This window comes from Halomonas sp. RT37 (assembly GCF_040070525.1).
GTDB lineage: Bacteria > Pseudomonadota > Gammaproteobacteria > Pseudomonadales > Halomonadaceae > Halomonas > Halomonas litopenaei.
This window is the reverse complement of record NZ_CP098827.1, coordinates 1,095,002-1,116,799: the sequence shown is the minus strand read 5'-3', so window position 1 is coordinate 1,116,799 and position 21,798 is coordinate 1,095,002. Positions and strand designations below refer to the sequence as shown.

The 21,798-nt window shown below is 63.7% G+C and carries 21 protein-coding genes; 7 read left to right on the top strand and 14 right to left on the bottom strand.

Going from position 1 to position 21,798, the window contains the following annotated elements; all coding sequences use genetic code 11:
* Positions 1-69: 69 nt before the first annotated feature.
* Together NFG58_RS05050 and NFG58_RS05045 are read right to left on the bottom strand one after the other, a co-directional pair.
* Positions 70-1,239: a UxaA family hydrolase gene (locus NFG58_RS05050; protein ID WP_045993108.1), complete on the bottom strand. Its 1,170-nt coding sequence runs from the start codon at positions 1,237-1,239 to the stop codon at positions 70-72.
* A 2-nt stretch (positions 1,240-1,241) separates the two neighbouring features.
* The gene (locus NFG58_RS05045) at positions 1,242-1,526 is read right to left on the bottom strand and encodes a UxaA family hydrolase (protein ID WP_045993107.1); all 285 of its coding nucleotides are present in this window, start codon (positions 1,524-1,526) and stop codon (positions 1,242-1,244) included.
* Between the two features lie 192 nt (positions 1,527-1,718).
* Here NFG58_RS05045 and NFG58_RS05040 point away from each other — a divergent pair, with 192 nt between their 5' ends.
* The 5 genes from NFG58_RS05040 (at position 1,719) to NFG58_RS05020 (ending at position 5,099) form a co-directional block, all read left to right on the top strand.
* Positions 1,719-2,441: a GntR family transcriptional regulator gene (locus NFG58_RS05040; RefSeq protein ID WP_108449804.1), complete on the top strand. Its 723-nt coding sequence runs from the start codon at positions 1,719-1,721 to the stop codon at positions 2,439-2,441.
* Between the two features lie 456 nt (positions 2,442-2,897).
* Entirely contained in the window at positions 2,898-3,113 is a 216-nt protein-coding gene (locus NFG58_RS05035; RefSeq protein WP_348827687.1) for a hypothetical protein, read from the top strand.
* 2 nt (positions 3,114-3,115) lie between these two features.
* A complete protein-coding gene (locus NFG58_RS05030; RefSeq protein WP_348827686.1) occupies positions 3,116-3,376 on the top strand; it encodes a hypothetical protein in 261 nt (86 codons plus the stop codon).
* Between the two features lie 35 nt (positions 3,377-3,411).
* Positions 3,412-4,071, top strand: a complete 660-nt coding sequence (locus NFG58_RS05025; protein WP_348827685.1) for a tetratricopeptide repeat protein — start codon at positions 3,412-3,414, stop codon at positions 4,069-4,071.
* A gap of 593 nt (positions 4,072-4,664) precedes the next feature.
* The gene (locus tag NFG58_RS05020; RefSeq protein ID WP_286985161.1) at positions 4,665-5,099 is read left to right on the top strand and encodes a hypothetical protein; all 435 of its coding nucleotides are present in this window, start codon (positions 4,665-4,667) and stop codon (positions 5,097-5,099) included.
* Positions 5,100-5,207: 108 nt separating this feature from the next.
* Here the strand turns inward: NFG58_RS05020 and NFG58_RS05015 are convergent, their stop codons facing one another.
* The 11 genes from NFG58_RS05015 to NFG58_RS04965 form a co-directional block, all read right to left on the bottom strand.
* Positions 5,208-6,503 carry an adenylosuccinate synthase gene (locus NFG58_RS05015; protein ID WP_045993100.1) on the bottom strand — a complete coding sequence of 432 codons (1,296 nt, stop codon included), beginning with the start codon at positions 6,501-6,503 and terminating at the stop codon, positions 5,208-5,210.
* A gap of 110 nt (positions 6,504-6,613) precedes the next feature.
* Positions 6,614-7,795 (bottom strand): ATP phosphoribosyltransferase regulatory subunit, encoded by a 1,182-nt coding sequence (locus NFG58_RS05010; protein ID WP_045993099.1) that lies wholly within the window; start codon positions 7,793-7,795, stop codon positions 6,614-6,616.
* A 273-nt stretch (positions 7,796-8,068) separates the two neighbouring features.
* Positions 8,069-8,971 (bottom strand): protease modulator HflC, encoded by a 903-nt coding sequence (hflC, locus tag NFG58_RS05005; RefSeq protein ID WP_045993098.1) that lies wholly within the window; start codon positions 8,969-8,971, stop codon positions 8,069-8,071.
* Complete coding sequence (gene hflK / locus NFG58_RS05000) at positions 8,972-10,216, bottom strand: FtsH protease activity modulator HflK (protein WP_045993097.1); 1,245 nt, start codon at positions 10,214-10,216, stop codon at positions 8,972-8,974.
* A gap of 253 nt (positions 10,217-10,469) precedes the next feature.
* Positions 10,470-11,786 carry a ribosome rescue GTPase HflX gene (gene hflX / locus NFG58_RS04995; protein WP_045993096.1) on the bottom strand — a complete coding sequence of 439 codons (1,317 nt, stop codon included), beginning with the start codon at positions 11,784-11,786 and terminating at the stop codon, positions 10,470-10,472.
* Positions 11,787-11,804: 18 nt separating this feature from the next.
* Entirely contained in the window at positions 11,805-12,050 is a 246-nt protein-coding gene (hfq, locus tag NFG58_RS04990; protein WP_045993095.1) for an RNA chaperone Hfq, read from the bottom strand.
* A gap of 132 nt (positions 12,051-12,182) precedes the next feature.
* Entirely contained in the window at positions 12,183-13,160 is a 978-nt protein-coding gene (miaA, locus tag NFG58_RS04985) for a tRNA (adenosine(37)-N6)-dimethylallyltransferase MiaA (RefSeq protein ID WP_253555570.1), read from the bottom strand.
* Positions 13,160-15,262 carry a DNA mismatch repair endonuclease MutL gene (gene mutL / locus NFG58_RS04980; protein WP_348827684.1) on the bottom strand — a complete coding sequence of 701 codons (2,103 nt, stop codon included), beginning with the start codon at positions 15,260-15,262 and terminating at the stop codon, positions 13,160-13,162. Before mutL ends, miaA begins: the two co-directional genes overlap by 1 nt.
* Positions 15,259-16,695 (bottom strand): N-acetylmuramoyl-L-alanine amidase, encoded by a 1,437-nt coding sequence (locus NFG58_RS04975; RefSeq protein ID WP_108131638.1) that lies wholly within the window; start codon positions 16,693-16,695, stop codon positions 15,259-15,261. The genes mutL and NFG58_RS04975 overlap by 4 nt, the downstream gene beginning before the upstream one ends.
* A 20-nt stretch (positions 16,696-16,715) precedes the next feature.
* Positions 16,716-17,222 carry a tRNA (adenosine(37)-N6)-threonylcarbamoyltransferase complex ATPase subunit type 1 TsaE gene (tsaE, locus tag NFG58_RS04970; RefSeq protein WP_348827683.1) on the bottom strand — a complete coding sequence of 169 codons (507 nt, stop codon included), beginning with the start codon at positions 17,220-17,222 and terminating at the stop codon, positions 16,716-16,718.
* Positions 17,203-18,753, bottom strand: a complete 1,551-nt coding sequence (locus tag NFG58_RS04965) for an NAD(P)H-hydrate dehydratase (protein WP_348827682.1) — start codon at positions 18,751-18,753, stop codon at positions 17,203-17,205. The genes tsaE and NFG58_RS04965 overlap by 20 nt, the downstream gene beginning before the upstream one ends.
* 130 nt (positions 18,754-18,883) lie before the next feature.
* On the opposite strand from NFG58_RS04965, the gene queG reads away from it, so the two are divergent.
* Positions 18,884-19,984, top strand: coding sequence for a tRNA epoxyqueuosine(34) reductase QueG (queG, locus tag NFG58_RS04960; RefSeq protein ID WP_045993091.1), 1,101 nt, complete (start codon positions 18,884-18,886; stop codon positions 19,982-19,984).
* 65 nt (positions 19,985-20,049) lie between these two features.
* Here queG and orn read toward each other — a convergent pair whose 3' ends face one another.
* The gene (gene orn, locus NFG58_RS04955; protein ID WP_348827681.1) at positions 20,050-20,661 is read right to left on the bottom strand and encodes an oligoribonuclease; all 612 of its coding nucleotides are present in this window, start codon (positions 20,659-20,661) and stop codon (positions 20,050-20,052) included.
* 92 nt (positions 20,662-20,753) lie between these two features.
* Between orn and rsgA the strand changes: the two genes are divergently transcribed.
* Positions 20,754-21,785, top strand: a complete 1,032-nt coding sequence (gene rsgA / locus NFG58_RS04950) for a small ribosomal subunit biogenesis GTPase RsgA (RefSeq protein WP_348827680.1) — start codon at positions 20,754-20,756, stop codon at positions 21,783-21,785.
* The last annotated feature ends 13 nt before the right edge of the window (positions 21,786-21,798 follow it).

Sequence of the window (21,798 nt, the reverse complement as noted above, 5' to 3'; positions counted from 1 at the left end):
GGCCTGCCCCTCCCGACGAACGGCGGGAGGAGCCGGTTTTTTTGCCAGATCGCCGCCTCGGGCGTTGGCTTAGGCGCTTTCGTACAGACGGGTCAGCACAAACTCCCGATGCCCCAGCGCCTCGGCGGCGGTATTGCGGCCATTGGCGGTGCGCAGCATCATTTCAAGCAGCTGATCACCGGCCTCTTCCATGTTGATCTCGCGCTTGAGGATCGAGGACACATCGACGTCGATGTGCTCGCTCATGGTGCGCACGGTGCGCGGGTTGGCGCAGATCTTCACCACCGGCAGGATCGGGTTGCCGATGACGTTGCCCTGCCCCGTCGGGAAGAAGTGCACCACGTAGCCGGCGGCGGCGCACAGGGTCACCATCTCGGCGGCGGCGGAAGACGAGTCCATGAACCACAGGCCCGGCTTGTCCGGCGTTTCGGCCTTGTCCAGTACGCCATCCACCTTGCAGCGACGGCCGATCTTCTGGATGTTGCCCAGCGCCTTCTCCTCGATGGTGGTCAGGCCACCTTCGATGTTGCCCTTGGTCGGCTGGGACTCGGACAGGTCGCTGGTCTTGTGGCGGTCGATCATGTCGCTGTAGCGATCGAACATCGCCTGGAACTGTTCACGCACCTCGGGGGTGGCGCAGCGCTCGGCCACCAGGTGTTCCCCGCCGGTCAGCTCTGAGGTCTCGCCGAATACCAGGGTGCAGCCGGCGTCGTACAGCTTGTCGAAGGCGTCGCCCACGGTGGGGTTGGCGCCGCAGCCGGAGGTGGTGTCCGACTCGCCGCACTTGGTGGACACCCACAGTTCGCTGACGTCGCACTCCTCGCGCTGGATCTCGCTGGCGTACTGGACGAATTCCTTGGCCTTCTTGGAGGCGGCACAGATGGTGTTGTGATCACCGTTCTGCTCGATCCAGAAGCCTTCGACCGGCTTGCCGGTGGCCTTGATGCCGTCCACCACCTTGTTGGTCCAGCCTGGCTCGATACCGATCACCACCACCGCCGCCACGTTGGGATTGCAGCCGGTGCCGATCAGCGTACGGAAGTGCAGGTCCAGATCGGCGCCGAACTGCAGGCGGCCGTAGGGATGCGGCAGCGCCAGTGCGCCCTTGATGTTGTTGGCAACCGCTTCGGCGGCAGCATTGGAAATGTCGTCCACCGGCAGCACGATCACGTGATTACGGACCCCTACACGGCCGTTTTCACGCCGATACCCCTGGAACTTGCGACCCTTGATTTCCATGCTTACCACCTCTTTGTCTTGACGTTGTGTACGTGCAGGTGCTCGCCCTGCTTGATCGGCTGGACGACGCGACCGATATCGACGCCGTACTTCATCACGGTGTCGCCCTCATCGAGGTCACGAATGGCCAGCTTGTGACCGATGGGAATGGCGTCGCTCACCTCGAAGGTGACCGTCTGGTCCTGATGCATGACCCAGCCTGTCAGGGTCTGCCCCGCCTCGACGCCTTCGACCACCACGACCCCGACACTGTCGTCGGCATCGTGCACTACGAAATCGATGCTCATGCTGCCCCTCTCCTGAACGAATGTTGTTGACGTTGTGATATCGCCGGTTGGCCCTGGGCAGGTCTCGCTTGCTGCCCTCACAATTCATGTATAGGACATAGGATATAGGTTAGTCAAGTATCAACTAGATTTCCCTCGAGCTATACTGGCGACGAAGAAACGGGCCTCGCCCAACGCAAAGAAGGAACCCGCATGGATCAGCCAAGCCTCAGCTACCGACCGCTCTACCAGCAGATCAAGGAGGTGCTGCTTCAGCGCATCGTCTCGGGAGAGTGGGCACCCGGCACCTTTATCCCCAGCGAGTCGGCGTTGGCCAAGGAGTATCAGGTCAGTGTCGGCACCCTGAGAAAGGCGCTGGACTCCCTGGCCAGCGACAACGTGGTGATCCGCTACCAGGGCAAGGGCACCGTGGTCGCCACCCACGATCAGGACAGCTCGCTGTTTCGCTTCTTCCACCTGACCCGGCTCGATGGCACCCGCTCGCTACCGACGTCACGCATCCTGGTGCGCGAAAGGCGTCCGGCCAACGAAGAGGAAATGGAGGTGCTGGGATTGGAGGACGCAGACGACGTCATCCATATTCGCCGTGTCAGGGAGCTCGACGAACGCCCCGCCCTGCTTGAGGACGTGGTGGTCGCGGCGACACGCTTTCCGACCCTGGAAAGCCTGCCGGAGACCCTGCCAAACACCCTTTATCAGCTGTATCAGCAGCGTTTCGGCTGCAACGTCAGCCACGCCGAGGAACGCCTGTTCGCGGTGGCGGCTGGCAAGGACGAAGCCCACCACCTGGAAATCGCCGAAGGTAGTCCGATCCTCGAGATACGGCGGGTAGCAAGAGATATTCAAGAGCAGGCGCTGGAGTACCGAGTGTCTCGTTGCGAGACCCGGCATCACTGTTACTTCAACGAGTTGTAGCGCCCCGACCCAGCCAGGCTTGCTCGATTGATGGCCAGGCAGCGTGCCCGATGTGGGCAGCCACTACTGGCCTTGAAGGGTCGATCATTCTCTCCCCCGTGGACGATATCCTGGCCACGGGGGAGCCTCTCTCGTCAGCGGCTCTCCTCATCTGCGCCAACGCAGCGCCCCGCCTTGAGCCGCCACGTCCCCGCCAGAGATACCGCGCGAGCCACTTCGTCACTCCCGGTTAGTTTGTACTGATCTTCTTACAAATCCACCGCTTCCATTCATCCATCCATATCACCGATTCCCCCAGACAACCGATGATGCCTAATGTAGCGATAACCATTAGATAACGGTTCGCCGTCGCTCGCCCCGTACAAGTCCGACCCGAAGTTCGACACACCTGAAGAGCGTTCCCGGACACGTTCTGGCGGAAGCGTGGGCATGGACACGCACAGGGAGCGCAAAGCAATGGAGAATGGCTCGGGCCGCTGGCTGGGATCACTGTTCGATACGGAACTCACGCAGGACGAACGACTGCTGAAACTCAGCGTCGGCAAGCATCCACTGATTCCCCATCGACTGGTGGGCAATGAGCGAATGTCCCACCCCTTCCGCTACACCCTCGACTGCATTTGCCAACGCGGAGATATCGAGCTCAAGGCCGGATTCAAAATTAGAGTATAAAAATGCCTTCTATCAACAAAGTCCTATCATTCATCCTGACATTATTTTTAACAACAACACTACATGGCTGCGACAACTTATCGAACATCCATAAAAATGACGAACAAAGCACAGCCTTTATAGAAATGGAAAATTCTCCATATTTTATTGCCAATGCGCCCAGTCGATACGCACTGTCGGATAGACTTGAAAATATCGACATGACGCAACTAACAGAAGATAGCAAAAAAACGACGGAGAGGCCAAACTTATCCTTGGATTGATATATTTAGATATGGTCACAGGGATTGAAGAACCCGTGGACAAAGCATACGGGTTAACACTGCTTCAGGAAGCATGGCAGCTTGGCGTGGTGGATGCGGGCCATATCTTATTCAAAGTTTACTTCTACGGACATGGCGTCCGCGTCAATCACCCCCTTGCATTGGCCTATCTCGAAGCATCGGCAGAAAAAGGCTACATACGTTCGCAAAAAAACCTTGCTTATGCTTATAGGGGAAATAGCCAAGGTCCTCAACCACGAGGCATCGTCGAGCTGGATATCGAGAAGGCACGATACTGGTTTACCAAAGCGGCGGAACAGGGCGATGCCGAGTCTGCCACTCAGTTAGCACAAATTTACTATAAGGGATTAGGAGTACCTAAGGACGACAAAGTCGCTTTTGAATGGCTAAAGCGAGCAGAGAACATGCCATTTGAAGGACGCATGAGCCATAGTGGTCTTGCCATGTGTTACGAGCAGGGTATCGGCACCGAGGTAGATCTGGTTCAGGCATATAAGTACTACGATCTTCAGGGCACCGCTGGCGTACCCGACAAACGCCGACTGGAGGCCCAGATGACGTCGGAACAAGTGCAGCAGGCCATTACCCTATCCCGAGTTTGGCAGGAAGAGAATCGCGCGTTTTTCCCGAGCTACTATGGCCTGAAGCACCAGCCGGATGGTAGCTACAAGTAGCAAGAATGCTATGTCTTCGTTTTATATGTTCGTTTCCCTACCCCAGTACTACCACACATCCAGTTTTTGGGGACGCTTCGACACTTTATATAGACGTATGCTGTCACCTTACATATGTGAAATTCACTCAGGAAAAAAGGAGCTTTGATAAACCAGCCGTAACTTATTGCAGGAAGTAAACTACACAAAGGAGTGTGTAATGCCTAAACGCCCTATTTCCATATCAATCATCTGCTGCGCCTTGATGATACTTTCCACAGTACAATTTGTATTAATGATGAGAGGCTATGAAAGCATCGACTTTACCATAAAAATGCACATGATTGGGCTGCCTAGGCAAATGCAGCCATTATTACTAACCGTTAATGCTACTATGCTACTATATGCAGCAATGATGATATTCGCTCGTCTAAAAAGAGGGAGAAATATCTTTATATTTTGGCACGGCTTCACTCTTCTGTTTTTGTTTTTCATTAACTTCGACAAATCAATAACAAATTTATTATTGTTGTTTTTTATAATATCCACCTTTTTCCTATATCGTCAGAAAGCCAATATCTATTTTAATTCTCTCGTCTCATGACGGTATCATCATGAGAAAATTATTTGTTATTCTCTTTCTAACGATCTGCGCCTTTTTCGTATATACAGTGGGCCTGCTGGCCTTCTTCGATGTCCCAGAAACCGGGAATGTAAAATTTGAAGTAATGGGGGAATATTGCATACCTCTGGCAGGATTCCTGTTACTTGGCCTGGTGGTATACCCTGGGTCAAATTGGATGACATTGTCAGGCATCACGCTACTATCAGGGCAGGCAGTCAATGTCTTGATTACTTTTCTATTGATATCGTTCAAGCGATCGGAAGAGCTTTCTAACGTTATGGACACAAGCGCTTTCGATTATTTCAGCGACTATCTCTCCGGCTTCTCGATCATGATCGGCGTCGCTTTGCTTGGCGTCATTCTGCTTGCTTTGGGGCGCGTATACAGAAAATCACACGAGGCTCTCGATGGAGTGCCGCCGTAAATTCACCAGCAAAGGGAATCGGTGAGGGTTATCGATAGAGGGCGAAAGGCCGGCATCACTGCCGGCCTTTTCTGTTGCGCCCGTCGCTTGGGTCAGGCGACCTGACGATCAGTCACCGAAGGGATTGCGCAGGACGATAGTCTCGTTGCGGTCCGGGCCGGTGGAGATGATGTCGATGGAGGTGCCGACCTGCTCCTCGAGGAAGCTGATGTAGGCGCGGGCGGCGTTGGGCAGGTCCTCGACGCGCTTGACGCCCAGAGTCGACTCGCTCCAGCCCGGCAGGTCCTGGTAGACCGGCTCGATGGCCTCGTAGCCTTCGGAATCCACCGGGTTGTCGAGCACTTCACCGTCCTTGCTGCGATAGCCCACGCAGACACGGATGTTCTCGAGGCCGTCCAGTACGTCGAGCTTAGTCAGGCAGATGCCGGATACCGAGTTGATCTGCACCGCGTGACGCAGCGCCACGGCATCGAACCAGCCACAACGACGGGCGCGACCGGTGGTGGCACCGAACTCGTGGCCCTTCTCTGCCAGGTGACGGCCGTGCTCGTCGAACAGCTCGGTGGGGAACGGACCAGAGCCGACACGGGTGGTGTAGGCCTTGGTGATACCCAGCACGTAGTCCAGATACAGCGGGCCGACGCCTGAACCGGTAGCGGTGCCGCCGGCGGTGGTGTTGGAGCTGGTGACGTAGGGGTAGGTACCGTGGTCGATGTCCAGCAGCGAGCCCTGGGCGCCTTCGAACAGGATGTTCTCGCCACCCTTGCGCAGGTCGTGGACCAGGCTCACGGTGTCGGTGACCATCGGACGCAGCTCTTCGGCCATCTCCATGGCGCTTTCCAGGGTCGCCTGGAAGTCCACCGGCTCTTCGCCGTGGTACTTGGTCAGCACGAAGTTGTGGTAGTCCAGCACCTCGCCCAGCTTGGAGGCGAAGCGCTCACGATGGAGCATATCGCCCAGACGCAAGCCACGGCGGGCAACCTTGTCTTCGTAGGCCGGACCGATGCCGCGACCGGTGGTGCCGATCTTGGCGATGCCACGAGCCTTCTCGCGAGCCTGATCCAGACGCACGTGGTAGTCGAGGATCAGCGGACAGGCCGGCGACAGACGCAGGCGCTGGCGCACCGGTACGCCCTTGCTCTCGAGCTCGCGGATTTCCTTGATCAGTGCCTCCGGCGACAGCACCACGCCGTTGCCGATGACGCAGGTCTTGTCCTCGCGCAGCACGCCGGACGGAATCAGGTGCAGGACGGTCTTTTCACCGTCGATGACCAGGGTGTGGCCGGCATTGTGACCGCCCTGAAAACGCACCACGGCGGAGGCGGACTCGGTCAGCAGGTCGACGACCTTGCCCTTGCCCTCATCGCCCCATTGGGTACCCAGTACGACTACGTTCTTGCCCATTGCAGTTCTCGTCTCTTCTTGGTTGCGCCTTGGCGCCACAGTCGATTAAAGCGCCACGCCCCGGCGCCCCGGTATTGCTTGCCAGACAGTGCCAGGCACTGCCGGCAGGATCATGTCGCCAGCGGTTCGAGCACCCAGCGCTGGTCTCGGGCCACCAGCTGCTCGCTGCAGCCGTGTCCCGCAGCGCGCTGGCCGGGCAGCCCCTGGATCACCCGGCGCCCCTGACGCCTCAAGGCCTGAACCGCCTCGTCGAGGCCCTCGGCGTCACCTTCCGCCGGCGCCCAGACGCTGTCGCTGGCGGCTTCGCTGGAGGCCAGCGTCGCCAACAGCTTCAGATCCATCGAGAAGCCGGTAGCAGGCCTGGCGCGACCGAAGGCACGGCCGGTGTCGTCGTAGCGCCCGCCCTTGGCCAGGGCTTGACCGTACCCCGGCACGTAGGCGGCGAACATCATGCCGGTGTGGTACTGATAGCCGCGCAGCTCGGCCAGGTCAAAGTAGCAGGCCACCTCGGGGTGTTCGCGATGCACGCCCTGATACAGCTCGCACAGCTTGTCGAGGGCGTCGTTGACCGCCTGGGGCGCCTCGGCAAAGGCTTCGCGGGCCTGGTCGAGCACCTCGGGGCCGCCGTGCAGCTCGCCCAGGGTGCGGAACATGGCCGCCAGAGCGGGATCGCTTACCGCCCTGGACACCTCTGCCTCGAGCTGCCCCGGCGACTTCAGCGCCAGCGCCGCGGAGATGGCGTATTCGGCCTCGGCGTCGAGCTCGGCGACCTCGACCAGGTTGCGGTAGATGCCGACGTGGCCAAGCGCCAGGTGCACCTCGCCGGCGCCGGAGGCAGAGAGGCTCTCCAGCGCCAGGCGCAGGATCTCGAGATCCGCCGCCAGGCTGGCGCTGCCGAACAGCTCGACACCGACCTGGACCGGGCTGCGCCCGCCCTGATGCTTGTCGGCCTTGGCCCGCAGCACGTTGGTGCAGTAGCACAGACGCACCGGCCCTTCGCGCTTGAGCGAGTGGGCATCGATGCGCGCCACCTGCGGCGTGACGTCGGCGGTCACCCCCATCATGCGCCCGGTGAGCTGGTCGGTGAGCTTGAAGGTCTGAAGGTCGAGATCGGTGCCGGTGCCGGTCAGCAGGGAGTCGAGAAACTCCACCGGGGGCGGCATCACCTGGTCGTAACCCCAGAGATGGAAGAGGTCGAGCAGCGCCCGGCGCAGCTCCTCCATACGACTGGCCTGAGGTGGCAGCACCTCGTCCATGCCGTCGGGCAGGAGCCAGCGGTCAGCGATGGTCATGTCGATATCCTGCTTGGTCGATATCTTGCTTAGACGGTGGGCCTGGTCCGCGCGCACGCAAAACCTCGCGCACTGGTGAAATCCGGGAACTCATCTCGGAGCGGTCTCGGAACTTCTGGCGTGCTGGCGAATGCGTCGGACGGAACGATGTCGGGAATGACGGCCACAAAAAAACCGGGCCACGCCCGGTTTACCGATTCTATCACGTTTGGCCGCCAGTTGAACCCCGCAAGGGCGGCATTCGCCCTTGCGGTCGGCGGCCAGGGGCCACCGCTAGCCCTGGGGCTGGCTGCCAGCTCCCTGGGGATCGGCGCTCTTGAGGTAACGGAAGAAGTCGCTGGAGGGATCCAGCACCATCATGTTGCCCTCGCCGGCACCGAAGGAGTCGCGATAGGCGTTGAGGCTACGCCAGAAGCGATAGAACTCGGTATCGCCCTCGTAGGCGTCGGAGTAGATACCGGCGGCCTCGGCGTCACCCTCACCACGCAGGGTCTCGGCACGCTCGTTGGCCTGGGCCAGCAGCACCTGACGGCGGCGATCGGCGTTGGCACGAATCCGCTCGGACTCCTCCTGACCCTGGGCACGCCACTCGCGGGCCTCACGCTCACGCTCGGAGCGCATGCGATCGTACACCGCCGAGGACACGTCCTCGGGCAGGTCGATACGCTTGACCCGCACGTCGAGGATGGCCACCCCGATCTCTTCGCGCATCAGCTTGTCGAGCTCCTCGGTGGGGCCGGACATCAGCTCGTCACGCTTCTCGGAGATGATCTGCTGCAGGTTCAACTGGCCGAACTCGTTACGCAGGCTCTCGTCGACCCGCGGCTGGATCAGGCGAACCGCCATCAGTTCGTCGCCGGCCGTGGCCTCGTAGTAGCGAGTGGGGTTGACCACCTGCCACTTGACGTAGGAGTCCACGATCACCGCCTTCTGCTCCTGGGTCAGGTAGCGGCTGGCGTCGGTATCCAGTGTCAGCACCCGGGTGTCGAACTTGCGAATGGTCTGGGTGATCGGCACCTTGACGTGCAGGCCCGGCTGGATATTTTCCTCGATGATCTCACCGAAGCGCAGCTTGACCGCACGCTCGGTCTCGTCGACCACGTAGAGGCTGTTGCTGGCCAGCCAGGCGGCGGCGGCCAGGCCGCCGACGATGAGCAGGGATCGATTATTGATCATTTAGCGACCCTCCCGCTGAATACCGGTGTCACGACCGTTGCGGTTCGAGCTTGAATTGGAGGCCGCGTTGGCGGACTCGGCACGGATGCGCTCCAGCACCTGCGGATCGAGCTGATTCTCGGCGTCGGCAGCGGTGGACGTGCCCAGACCACGGCCGATACGGTCCATCGGCAGCACCATCAAGGGGCCATCCTGATCGACGTCCACCAGTACCTTGTTGGTCTGGCCGAGCACCTCGGAGATGGCGTCGAGGTAGAGACGCTCGCGCATCACCTCGGGGGCATTGCGATACTGGGTCAGCAGTGCGGTGAAGCGGTTGGCCTGACCACGCGCCTCGGCGACCACTGATTCGCGGTAACCCTGGCCCTGCTCGACGATACGCTGCGCCTGACCCTGAGCCGCCGGGATGATGGCGTTGGCGTAGGCCATGGCCTGGTTGATCGTGCGCTGACGATCCTCGCGGGCACGGATGACGTCATCGAAGGCATCCTGCACCGCATCGGGCGGCGAGGTGGACTCGACGTTCAGGGTCACCAGACGGATACCGGTACCGTAGTTGTCCAGGTAGGTCTGCAGACGGCTGGTCACGGCACTGCCGAGGATCTCACGACCCGAGGTCAGGATGTCGATCATGTCGGTGCCACCGACCACGTGACGCAGCGCCGAGTCGAGGGCGTTTTCCAGCGACAGCTCGGGATCACGCACGTTGAGCACGTAGTCACGCGGCGCTGCCACCTGGTACTGGGCCGAGATCTCGACCGAGACGATGTTCTCGTCCTGGGTCAGCATCGACTGGGTCTGGCTGACCGAGCGCACGCGGGTAACGTTGACCATGCGCACGTCGTCGATCAGCGGCGGATTCCACTGCAGACCCGGGGTGACGACTTCCTGGAACTTGCCGAAGCGCAGCACGACGCCCCGCTCCGACTGGTCGACCAGATAGAAGCCACTGGCCGCCCATACGGCGAGACCGATGATGATCAACAGTCCCGGCAAGGCGAAGGTATTGCGCGGGCGATTGCCGCCGCCCTTGCCGCCATCCTTGCCACCGCCGCGCTTGCCGCCGCGGCCGCCGAGCATGCCATTGAGCTTGTCCTGAAACTTCTTCAGGGCCTCATCGAGGTCGGGGGGACCCTGATTGTCGCCACCGCGGTTGCCACCGCCCCCATTACCGCCACGGCGCCCCCCGCCACTCCAGGGGTCGTGCTGGTTGCCGTTGCCGCCACCAGGCTCATTCCAGGCCATACGTCGTCTCCACTCTGTGCCCCCGCCTAGACGAGGCGCATCGATTGCGATCCTTGGAAAACACTGCATACATTGCTGCGCTCGGCATCTCGGCCGCCGGCGGTGCTCAAGGTTCTCATTTAACCCTGTGTCAACTCCGACCTTTGCGCTCCGGCGGCGACCAACCTGTCGTCGCTCGCGACATTTCTTCAGTGCTTTCCTTGTGGCGTCACCATCCGGGCGACGCTCTTGCCGACCCGTCAGGCGGGTCGGTTCAGGCTTCCCAGACGTCGCGTTCCTGCAGCGCGACGGGAAGGTAATCGGCGGCACGCTCGCCAAGGCGTGCCATCAACTGATTGAAGTCACGACGCGGCAGACGCACATCCAGCTGCGTCTGGCCGTCCTCGTCGAAGGACTCGTCGCGCACGGCATTCAGCTCATGCAGCGCCGCGCGCAGCTTGCCCTGCTCCGGCGTCAGGGTCAGCGAGAAGTCGATGATGTCTTCCGCCAGCCGCTCGGTCAGGGCCTGGGTCAGCAGGTCCAGCCCCAGCCCCTTCTGCGCCGACAGCCACACCGTCTGCGGTACCCCGTGCTCGTCGCGCTCGATGCGTGGCGAACTGTCGAACAGGTCGATCTTGTTCATCACCTTGAGCGTCGGCACGTCCAGCGCGCCGATCTCGTCGAGCACCGCCTCCACCTGGGTGACGTTGAGCTCACGATCAGGATCCGCTGAGTCGATCACATGCACCAGCAGGCTGGCCTCGGCGGCCTCCTGCAGGGTGGCACGGAACGCCTCGACCAGCTTGTGCGGCAGGTGGCGGATAAAGCCCACCGTGTCCGCCAGCACCACCGGCCCCACGTCCTCGACCTCAAGACGCCGCAGCGTAGGGTCGAGAGTAGCGAAGAGCTGGTCCGCCGCATAGACCTCAGACGCCGTCAAGCTGTTGAAAAGCGTTGACTTGCCGGCGTTGGTGTAGCCCACCAGCGAGACGCTGGGGATCTCGGCACGCGAGCGGGCGCGACGATTCTGACTGCGCTGGCTACGCACCTTGTCCAGGCGCTTGTGGATCGACTTGATGCGCGCACGCAGCAGGCGGCGGTCGGTCTCGAGCTGGGTTTCACCCGGACCGCGCAGGCCGATACCGCCCTTCTGGCGTTCCAGGTGGGTCCAGCCTCGCACCAGCCGCGTGGACATATACTCGAGCTGGGCCAGCTCCACCTGCAGCTTGCCCTCGTGAGTCCGCGCCCGCTGGGCGAAGATATCCAGAATCAGGCCCGTACGATCGAGCACACGACACTTCAGCGTCTGCTCGACGTTGCGTTCCTGGGAAGGACTGAGCGCGTGATTGAAGATCACCAGCTCGGCCTTGTGTACCGCCAGGGCCTCGCCGATTTCCTCGAGCTTGCCCGACCCCACGAAACTCCTGGGGTCGGGTCGTTGCCGCGAGCCGGTCACGAGGGTTGCGGGTTCGGCACCCGCCGACCTCACCAGCTCGTGGAACTCACCGGGATCTTCGCGCTCCTTCTCGTCCTGAAAGTCGATATGGACGAGTACCGCCGTTTCACCGGCGTCGGGACGTTCAAAAAACAATCAATACCTCACGAAATATCAGCTCTCCGGCTGCGCAGCGGGATCCTGGGCCGGCAGACGCACATTGCGTGACGGCACCACCGTGGAGATGGCGTGCTTATAGACCATCTGGCTGACGGTGTTGCGCAGCAGGATGACAAATTGGTCAAAGGATTCGATCTGGCCCTGCAGCTTGATGCCGTTGACCAGGAAAATCGATACCGGAATGCGCTCCTTGCGCAGAATGTTCAGGTACGGGTCTTGAAGGGACTGCCCTTTGGACATGTTGCTCTCCCTGAAGTGTCTTAGGGTTTTAGGTTATGGTGCCGCCCGCCGAGGTCTTCAAGACGGCGGGCGACAGGTATTCGGTTGTTCGGCGGGACCCTGCAAGTGGTCGCACGAACTCGTTATCTTACGCTAAGTCCCCGCTTCGCGCACGAGTTTCACGAGGCGCTCGGCGGGGTCGGCCGCCAACGGGTCCACCCAGGTCAGCGCAGGCCAGCTACGCATCCAGGTCAGCTGCCGCTTGGCCAGTTGACGCGTCGCCACCACGCCACGATGAATGAACGTCTCACGATCAAACTCGCCATCCAGGTACTGCCATGCCTGACGATAGCCCACGCTCTTCATCGATGGCAGCGACAGCGTCAAATCGCCACGCGCCTTGAGCGCCGCCACTTCATCGAGAAATCCGCCGTCCAGCATGGCGTTGAAGCGCCTGGCGATTCTCTCGTGCAGCACGGAGCGCTCGGCGGGAGCGAGCCCTATGGACAGCAGACGAAAGGGAAAGGTTTCACGACGCTGCTCATTCCACAGCTCGCTCATCGGCCGCCCGGACAGCTCGAACACTTCCAGCGCCCGCATCAGGCGCTGAGGATCATTGGGGTGAATGCGCGCGGCCGACTCGGGATCGACCTCGGCCAGGCGGCGATGCAGCGCCTCGAGGCCGTCCTGCTCGGCCTGCCGGGACAGGCGTTCACGCACGGCGCTGTCCGCCGAGGGCAGGTTGGCGACCCCCTCGACCAGGCGCTTGTAGTACATCATGGTGCCACCGACCAGCAGCGGCAGCCGGCCACTGGCGGCGATATCGTGCATCTCGGCCAGGGCATCGTCGCGAAACTCCGCCGCCGAGTAGGCCTGGGCCGGATCACGGATATCGATCAGTCGATGGGGCGCCCGGGCGAGTTCCTCGGCCGAGGGCTTGGCCGAGCCGATGTCCATGCCGCGATAGATCATCGCCGAATCGACGCTGATGATCTCGCCACCCAGGCGCTCGCGGATCTCGATGGCAAGATCGGTCTTGCCCGCCGCCGTGGGGCCCATCAGCAGCAGCGCCAGCGGTCGGTCGTCCTGCGCGGGCGGCGTGGCCGCGGCCGGAGCGTCTGTCGGCGCCATCATTGCCCTCGCAGAAACAGCCGGTCCAGATCCTTGAGGCTCATCTGGGTCCAGGTGGGGCGGCCGTGGTTGCATTGACCGCTGCGCTCGGTGCGCTCCATGTCACGCAGCAGCGCGTTCATCTCGGCAATGGTCAACTGGCGATTAGCGCGTACGCTGCCGTGGCAGGCCATGGTCGACAGCAGCTCGTTGATGTGGGCCTCGATGCGATCGGAGCGACCGTAGCGCTCCAGGTCCGAGAGCATCTCGCGCACCAGCGGTTCCACGTCGGCATCGGCCAGCAGCGCCGGCACCTGGCGCACGAGCAGGGTCTCTGGACCGGCGGCATCGAGTTCGACACCAAGCCGGGTGAAGGCTTCGCGCTCGCGCTCGGCGGTCTCGACCTCGGCGGCACTGACCGCCAGCGACACCGGTACCAGCAGCGGCTGGGCGTCCAGCGCGCCACCGTGGACCTGGGTCTTCATGCGCTCGTAGACGATCCGTTCGTGGGCCGCGTGCATATCCACCAGCACCAGTCCATGGGCGCTCTGGGCCAGAATGTAGATGCCGTGCAACTGGGCGATGGCGTAGCCCAGCGGCGGCGCCTGGGTGGCGTCGTCTTCCGGCATCACCTCAGGCGTCGACGAGGTGAGCGATGCACCGCCGGCCCCGGCAGGGGGCTCGCTAGCCGCGCCAGCGGCGCCGGGCCAGGTTCTCGGCGTGGGGCTATGGCGCTCGGCCTGGGCCGTGCCGGCGGCCAGACCGCCGGCGCCTGGGCCTCCTGGCTGCGGCGTCAGCAGGCTGTCTTCGTGGTCCGGGTGCAGCTTGCGGTAGCCGTCCATGAAGGCGCGCACCCGGTCCGGGGTGACACCGCCCTCGCCCTCGTCGCGGCGCGGGTGCAGCGCCATCGGCTGCTGCTGCCAGGAAGGCTGTTGCCGGGACGGGTGTTGGCCGGGATTCCCGCCCTGGGGGGTCGGCTCGCGGATCTCGCCGGTCTCGGGGTCGACGTCGAGGCCATCACTCTGGATGCTCGCCTGCTGCTGCGAAGACTGACCATCCTGATGCCCTGCGCGGGCCTCGCCCAACGCCCGGTGCAGGCTCGAGAACAGAAAGTCGTGGACCATGCGCCCGTCGCGAAAGCGCACCTCGTGCTTGGTCGGGTGGACATTGACGTCCACCACCGTGGGGTCCACGTCCAGATAGAGCACGAATACCGGGTGGCGACCATTGAACAGCACATCGCGATAGGCCTGGCGGATGGCGTGGGCCACCAGCCGGTCGCGCACCACCCTGCCATTGACGAAGAAGTACTGCTGGTCGGCCTGGGCGCGAGAGTGGGTCGGTAGCCCCACCCAGCCCCACAGGCGCAGGCTGCCGGTGGCGATGTCCAGGGTCAGGGCATTGTCCAGGAAGTTCTTGCCCAGCAGCGAAGCGAGACGTCGCTCCACCGCGTGGTCATCCCGTGCCACCGGCAACTGGTGGATGGTCTTCTGGTTGTGGCGAAGGGTCCAGCCGATGTCGAAGCGCGACAGCGCCTGGCGCCGAAAGGCCTCCTCGACATGGTTGAACTCGGTCTTTTCGGTACGCAGGAACTTGCGCCGGGCCGGAGTGTTGAAAAACAGATCACGCACCGCCACCGAGGTGCCACGAGGATGGGGTGCCGGCGTGACGCGGGGCTCCATGCGCCGCCCTTCGGCCACCACCCGCCAGCCGCCCTGAGGGTCCTGCTCGACGTTGGAGGTCAGTTCCAGTCGCGACACCGAGCTGATCGAGGCCAGCGCCTCGCCGCGAAAGCCGAGGCTGGCGACGCCCTCGAGCTCCTCCAACGACAGGATCTTGCTGGTGGCGTGTCGTGACAGCGCCAGCGGCAGGTCCTCCTCACCGATGCCGGAGCCATCGTCACGGATCCGAATCAACCGGGCACCGCCGGACTCGATGTCCACCTCGATGCGGGTGCTGCCGGCGTCGATGGCGTTCTCGATCAGCTCCTTGACCACCGAGGCCGGGCGCTCCACCACCTCACCGGCGGCGATCTGGTTGGCCAGCCGGGGGTCGAGAATCTTGATCGAGCGGCGCTGTGACACCTGGACGCCAGGCTCGCTCTCACACGGGATATCACTCATGAACTGGGAATCCTCAACACCTGGCCGACGCGAATGACGTCCCCGGACAGCTCGTTGACCTGCTTGAGCGCGCTGAGCGCCACGCCGTGACGCGAGGCGATGGCGGACAGGGTGTCGCCTGGCTGGATGCGATACTCGTTGGTAGCGGTGGACCGCCCCTGATCGCGCTGCCAGGCCAGCAGGCTTGCCGGTGGCGGGTTGCGCTCGAAGTGCGAGCGGATGCCGCCGAACACGGCGCTCATCATCCGCTGCTGGTAACCGCCGTCCTTGAGTCGTCGCTCTTCCTCGGGGTTGGAGATAAAGCCCGTCTCCACCAGCAGCGAAGGAATGTCCGGGGACTTCAACACCACGAAGCCGGCCTGCTCGACCCTGGGCTTGTGCAGATCATTGATGCGCCCGATGCGACTGAGCACCTCGTCGCCGATGGTCAGGGAGTCATTGAGGGTCGCGGTCATGGTCAGGTCCAGCAGCACGCCCCTGAGCACCTGATCCTTGTCATCCAGCGACAGGTTGCCGTCGACCCCGCCGATCAGATCCGAGCGGTTCTCGCTGGCCGCCAGCCACTTGGCGGTCTCCGAGGTGGCTCCGCTCTGGGACAGCGCGAACACCGAGCTGCCGTGGGGACGCGGACTGTTGAAGGCGTCGGCGTGAATGGAGACGAAGAAGTCGGCCTTCTGCTCGCGGGCGATCAGGGTGCGCTGACGCAGCCCGACGTAGTAGTCGCCGTCGCGGATCAGCACCGCCTTGAAGCCGGGGGAGTCGTTGATCATGCGCGCCAGGCGATCGGCCATCTGCAGCACCACGTCCTTCTCGCGGGTACCGCTCGGGCCCAGCGCGCCGGGGTCCTCGCCACCGTGCCCGGCGTCCACGGCGATGATGATGTCGCGCTTGGGATGGGGCTGAGCGGTGTCGATCACCGGTGCTGCCTCCACCGGGTCACGGCCCTCGGCCACCGCCACGGTCTTGGCCCGCTCGGCGGCGATCTCCTGCTCACGGATCATCGACTCGATGGGATCGATGGGGTCTTCCACCGCGCTCTCGCCGGGGTACTCCAGATCCACCACCAGACGATCGCCGTACTGGTTGTTGGGCGCCAACGAGAAGTGACGCGGCTCGATGGCACGGCTGAGCTCGAGCACCACGCGTAGATCGCCGCCGTCGCGCACGCCTGTGCGCACCGAGCTGATGGCGCTGTTGGACAGGTCCATGCTGGCAGGATCGGCGGCCAGGCTGGTGCCACTGAGATCGATGACCAGCCGGCGCGGGTTGTCGAGCTCGAACACGTTGGCAGTGGCCGGCGCCGACAGGTCGAACACCAGCCGCGAGTGATCCGGCGCGGCCCACAGGCGCATGTTGTCCACGCTGGCGGCCTGGGCAAGGCTCGAAAGCGTAAGGCCCAGTGTGGCCACCAACGTCAATAGACCAGCACCCATACGGGCCGGAAGGCGACGCCTCATGCCTTGCCTCCCGCCAGTCGTTGATCGCGGGAGACTTCGTCTTTCAGGCGCGTCAGCAGCGCTTCGCCCAGGGTCGTGGCGGCGCTGATGCGCGCCTCGCGCCCTTCTGTCTCGGCATGGCTTAGCGCCACCTCGAGATCCGGCGGCGTCAGCCAGCCCTCGCCGCGCTCGGCCCACTCCACCAGGCACAGATGCCCCTCGGCGAGCAGATCGCGCCCACCGATGAACTCAAGCTCCTCGGGATCGCCCAGGCGGTAGAGGTCAAAGTGGTGCAGCGTGACCGGCTCCCCGTCCAGCGAAAGCTCGTAGGGCTCCACCAGGGTATAGGTAGGACTCTTCACCGCACCTTGATGGCCGTAGGCGCGCAACACACCGCGAGCCAGGGTGGTCTTGCCGGCCCCAAGCTCTCCCGACAGGTGGACGCGTCCTCGTCCTTGCAAGGCCCGTCCCAGGCACTCCCCCAGTGCGACCTGGCGGTCTTCATCATCGAGTCGCAGCTGCATCTTCCTCGCCCATCGTCGGATTGACTAATTTTCGTGCACAGGATGCCAGATCGCTGGCCAACAGACCACGCTCACCGCCCTCTCTCGCCGCCATGTCACCGGCCAGGGCGTGTACCAGCACGCCCAGCCGCGCGGTGCGTTCCAGTGACCAGCCCGGGGCCTGGCCCTGGGCCATCAAGCCCGCCAGCACACCAGTCAGGGTATCGCCCATGCCGCCGCTGGCCATGCCCGGGTTGCCGAAAGGACACAGCGCCAGGCCGTCGGGACCGGCGATCAGGGTGCCGGCCCCCTTGAGCACGATCACCCCGCCCCAGCGTTGCTGCAGGGCGCGCGCGGCACCGGGGCGGTCCGCCTCGACCTCGGCCACGCTGGTCTCGAGCAGGCGTGCCGCTTCTCCCGGATGGGGGGTCAGGATCCAGTCGTCACGCCGCAGATCGGCAAAGCGGCTGACCAGCAGGTTGAGGGCATCGGCGTCCAGCACCAGCGGAATCGAGCGCTTCAGCGCGGTCTGCAGCACCGATTGGCCCCAGCTCCCCTGACCAAGCCCTGGCCCCACGGCGAGCACACTCAGGCGATCGAGCAGCTCATCGAGTTCGCTGGCATGGGTCACCCCACGCGCCATGACCTCGGGGCAGCGCACCAGACTGGCGCCGACGTGTTCCGGCGCGGTGGCCAGCAGCACTCGGCCAGCGCCCACCCTGGCGCAGGCCTCTGCCGCCAGCAGGGCGGCCCCGCCGAACCCGGGTGCGCCACCGAAGATGCCGGCGAATCCGGCGGCGCCCTTGTGCATGTCGCGCTCACGCGGAGGCAACGCCAGGTTCACCAGGCTCGACTGCAGGCGCCAGGCGGTGGGCGCGATATCGTCATGGGCCAGGGCGTCTACCCCCAGTGATTCCACCACCACCTCGCCGGCCAGGGCGGCGCCACGCCCGGTGTGCAGTCCCAGCTTGTCGGCGATGAAGGTCACCGTCATCACCGCCCTGACCGCCATGCTGGGCTCGGCGCCGCCGTCGGCGGTGATGCCCGAGGGAATATCCACCGCCAGCACCGGACACCGGCTTTCATTGATGGCGGCGATGGCCGCGGCGTAGGTCGGACGCAGGTCGCCGGCAAAGCCGGTACCGAGCATGGCATCGACCACCACGTCCCCTTCCACGCGCAATCCTTCTCGCCATTCGATAAAGCCGACCCCGGCGTCGTCGGCCATCTCGGCCGCGCGCAAGGCGTCACCCTTCAGGCGTTCACGCGGGGTCAGGGAAATGCGCTGCACCTGGCGCCCTTCGGTCGCGGCCAGCGCTGCCAGCACATGGCCGTCGCCGCCGTTGTTGCCGCCACCGCAGAACACCGTCAGCGACTTGGTCGCCGGCCAGCGCGCCTTCAGCCAGCGCCAGGCGACGCCGGAGGCCCGGTGCATCAGGGCGAAGCCGTCGCTCTCGCCGGCGATCGCCCGTCGGTCCAGCTCGCGTACCTGCTCGGCGGTGTACAACGGAGTCTGTCCTGGCTCAATCACGCCGCCGTCCAAGATGTCCATGCGGTTCTCCCTTCGATCGTGATGGTCTACCATGGCGGTCACTTCCTTCCCTATGAAGTCTAAGCCCTTCTCCTCTCGCGCCAAGCGCAGAGCCGGGCTGTCTTGCCATTTGCCGGGTATGTCCTCATTTATGTCTGCATCGTCCCCGTCCACCGACGTCGACTTCAACGACCTGGCGGCGCGCATCCGCACCTGGGGGCGGGAGCTCGGCTTCCAGCAGGTCGGCATCACCGACGTCGACTTGAGCGACGACGAGGCTCACCTCGAGCGCTGGCTGGAGGCAGGTTTCCACGGCGAGATGGGCTTCATGGCCAAGCACGGCACCAAACGTACCCGTCCGGCCGAGCTCGAACCCGGCACCATCAGGGTCATCAGTGTGCGCCTGGATTATCTGCCGCCGGAGGTGGAGACCACCAAGGTGCTGGGACAGCCCAGCCGCGCCTATGTGTCACGCTATGCCACCGGGCGTGACTACCACAAGCTGATGCGCAAGCGGCTACAGCGCCTGGCAAAGACCATCGAGGCGGAAGTCGGGGACTTCGGCTACCGCGCCTTCGTCGACTCGGCCCCGGTGATGGAGCGCGGCCTGGCGCGCAAGGCCGGTATCGGCTGGTTCGGCAAGAACGCCATGCTGCTCAATCCCAGAGCCGGCTCGATGTTCTTTCTCGGTGAGCTTTACACCGACCTGCCGCTGCCGGTGGACGAGCCATTCGAGCAGGAACACTGTGGCAGCTGCAGCGCCTGCCGCACCGCCTGCCCTACCGGCGCCATCGTCGAGGACAAGGTGGTCGACGCCCGCGCCTGCATTTCCTACCTGACCATCGAGCTGTTCGGCGCCATTCCCGAGCGCTATCGCGAGGCTATGGGCAATCGGGTGTTCGGCTGTGACGATTGCCAGTTGGTGTGCCCCTTCACCCGCTTCACACGGGCAAGCAGCGAACCTGACTTCGCGCCGCGCCACGATCTCGACCGGGTGGAGCTGCTGACCCTGTTCGGCTGGAGCGAGGAGGAGTTTCTCGAGCGCACCGCCGGCAGCCCGATTCGTCGTATCGGCTACGAACGCTGGCTGCGCAACCTGGCGGTGGGGCTCGGTAACGCCCCCTGGAGCGCCGCCATCGAACGCGCCCTGCTCACCCGCCTGGCCTATCCCTCCGAGCTGGTGCGCGAGCACGTACGCTGGGCGCTCGCCCGCCAGCGCCAGCGGCGCGCCGAGCTGATCACCTCTGCTTGAGCGCCTCGAGCCGAGCGCCTCAAGCTGAACGCGCCCCTCGCCTCGAACCTGGCGTCAACTGCTGACTATTCCCCAGCCTTGAGGAACGTCTTGCGATAGTGCGCGAGTTCGGCGATGGATTCCTTGATGTCGTCCATGGCCAGGTGCACGTTGCGCTTGGAAAAGCCCTCCAGCGCCTGGGGATTCCAGCGCTTGGCCAGCTCCTTCAAGGTCGAGACGTCGAGATTGCGGTAGTGGAAAAACGCCCACAGCTCGGGCATCTCGCGCTCCAGAAAGCGCCGGTCCTGGTGGATCGAGTTGCCGCACATCGGCGAGGTTCCCCGGGCCACATGGGCTGAGAGAAACTCGAGCGTCCTGCGCTCGGCCTCGCGGGTATCGATCTGGCTCTTGCGCACCCGCTCGACCAGCCCGGAATTGCCGTGGGTACGGGTATTCCACTCATCCATGCCGGACAACAATGCGTCGCTCTGGTGAACCGCGATCACCGGCCCCTCGGCGATGACATTGAGCTCGCCGTCGGTGACCAGGGTGGCCACCTCGATGATGCGTTCACGCTCCGGGTCGAGCCCGGTCATCTCCAGGTCGATCCAGATCAGGGCGTCGTTTCGCGGGCCGGTCTTGGCATCGTCAGGACGCGGGTTGAGGGTATCGTCGGGGCTGGCGCTGGCATCGGACATCGTCGCTTCCTTGATCAGGCGGTGGCCCTTGTCGGGACAGGGGCCGTGCGTGTAGGTACAATGCCGACCATTGTACCGACCATCGGGTGCTCATGAGCAAACGCAAGTTGAGCCGCCAGCAGCGCTGGCGCATCGAGAAGATCCAGGCCGAACGCGCCGAGCGCGCCGCCAGAAAGGCCGGCCAGGACGACGAAAAGCTTGCCGCCGGCGAATACGGCGCCGAGCGAGACGGCCGAGTGATCGCTCACTTCGGACGGACCCTGGACGTCGCCAGCCGTGCCGGCGAGACGCCCACCCGCTGCCATCTGCGCGCCAACCTCGAGGGCCTGGTCACCGGAGACCGCGTCATCTGGCGGGCCGGCGAGGACGGCAGCGGCGTGGTGGTGGCCCGAGGCGAGCGCGACAATGTGCTCGAACGCCCGGATATGCGCGGGCTACTCAAGCCCGTGGCGGCCAATATCGACCAGATACTGATCGTCTTCGCGGTGGAACCCGAGCCCCACGCCGGCCTGATCGATCGCTACCTGGTGGCGGCCGAGGCCACCGGCATCACCCCGGTGCTGGTACTCAACAAGACCGACCTGCTGCCCGACGAGGGCGGCGAACTGCGCGGGCTGCTCGATCGCTACCGCGGCATCGGCTACCAGGTGGTGGCCACCTCCACCGAGGTCGACGGCGGACTCGACGCCCTCTACGCCCAGCTCGCCGACCGCACCTCGGTGCTCGTCGGCCAGTCCGGGGTCGGCAAGTCCTCACTGATCGACCGTCTGCTGCCCGACGAACAGTTGCGCATCGGCGCGCTGTCGGAGGACTCGCGCAAGGGTCGCCACACCACCACCACCGCCCAGCTCTACCACCTGCCCGCACCGGACGAGAGCCTGGCCTCGGGCGAGCTGATCGACTCCCCCGGCATCCGCGAGTTTGGCCTCACTCACCTGACAGAGCGCGAGGTCACCGAGGGCTTTATCGAATTCGCCCCTTACCTCGGCCTGTGTCGCTTCCGCGACTGCCGCCACCGGCAGGAGCCGGGCTGCGCCATTCGCGACGCCATCGACGAGGGGGCGATTCACCCCGAACGCTTTGCCAGTTATCGTCGTATCGTCGATAGTCTGGATAGCCAATAGGGAAACGCCAGTA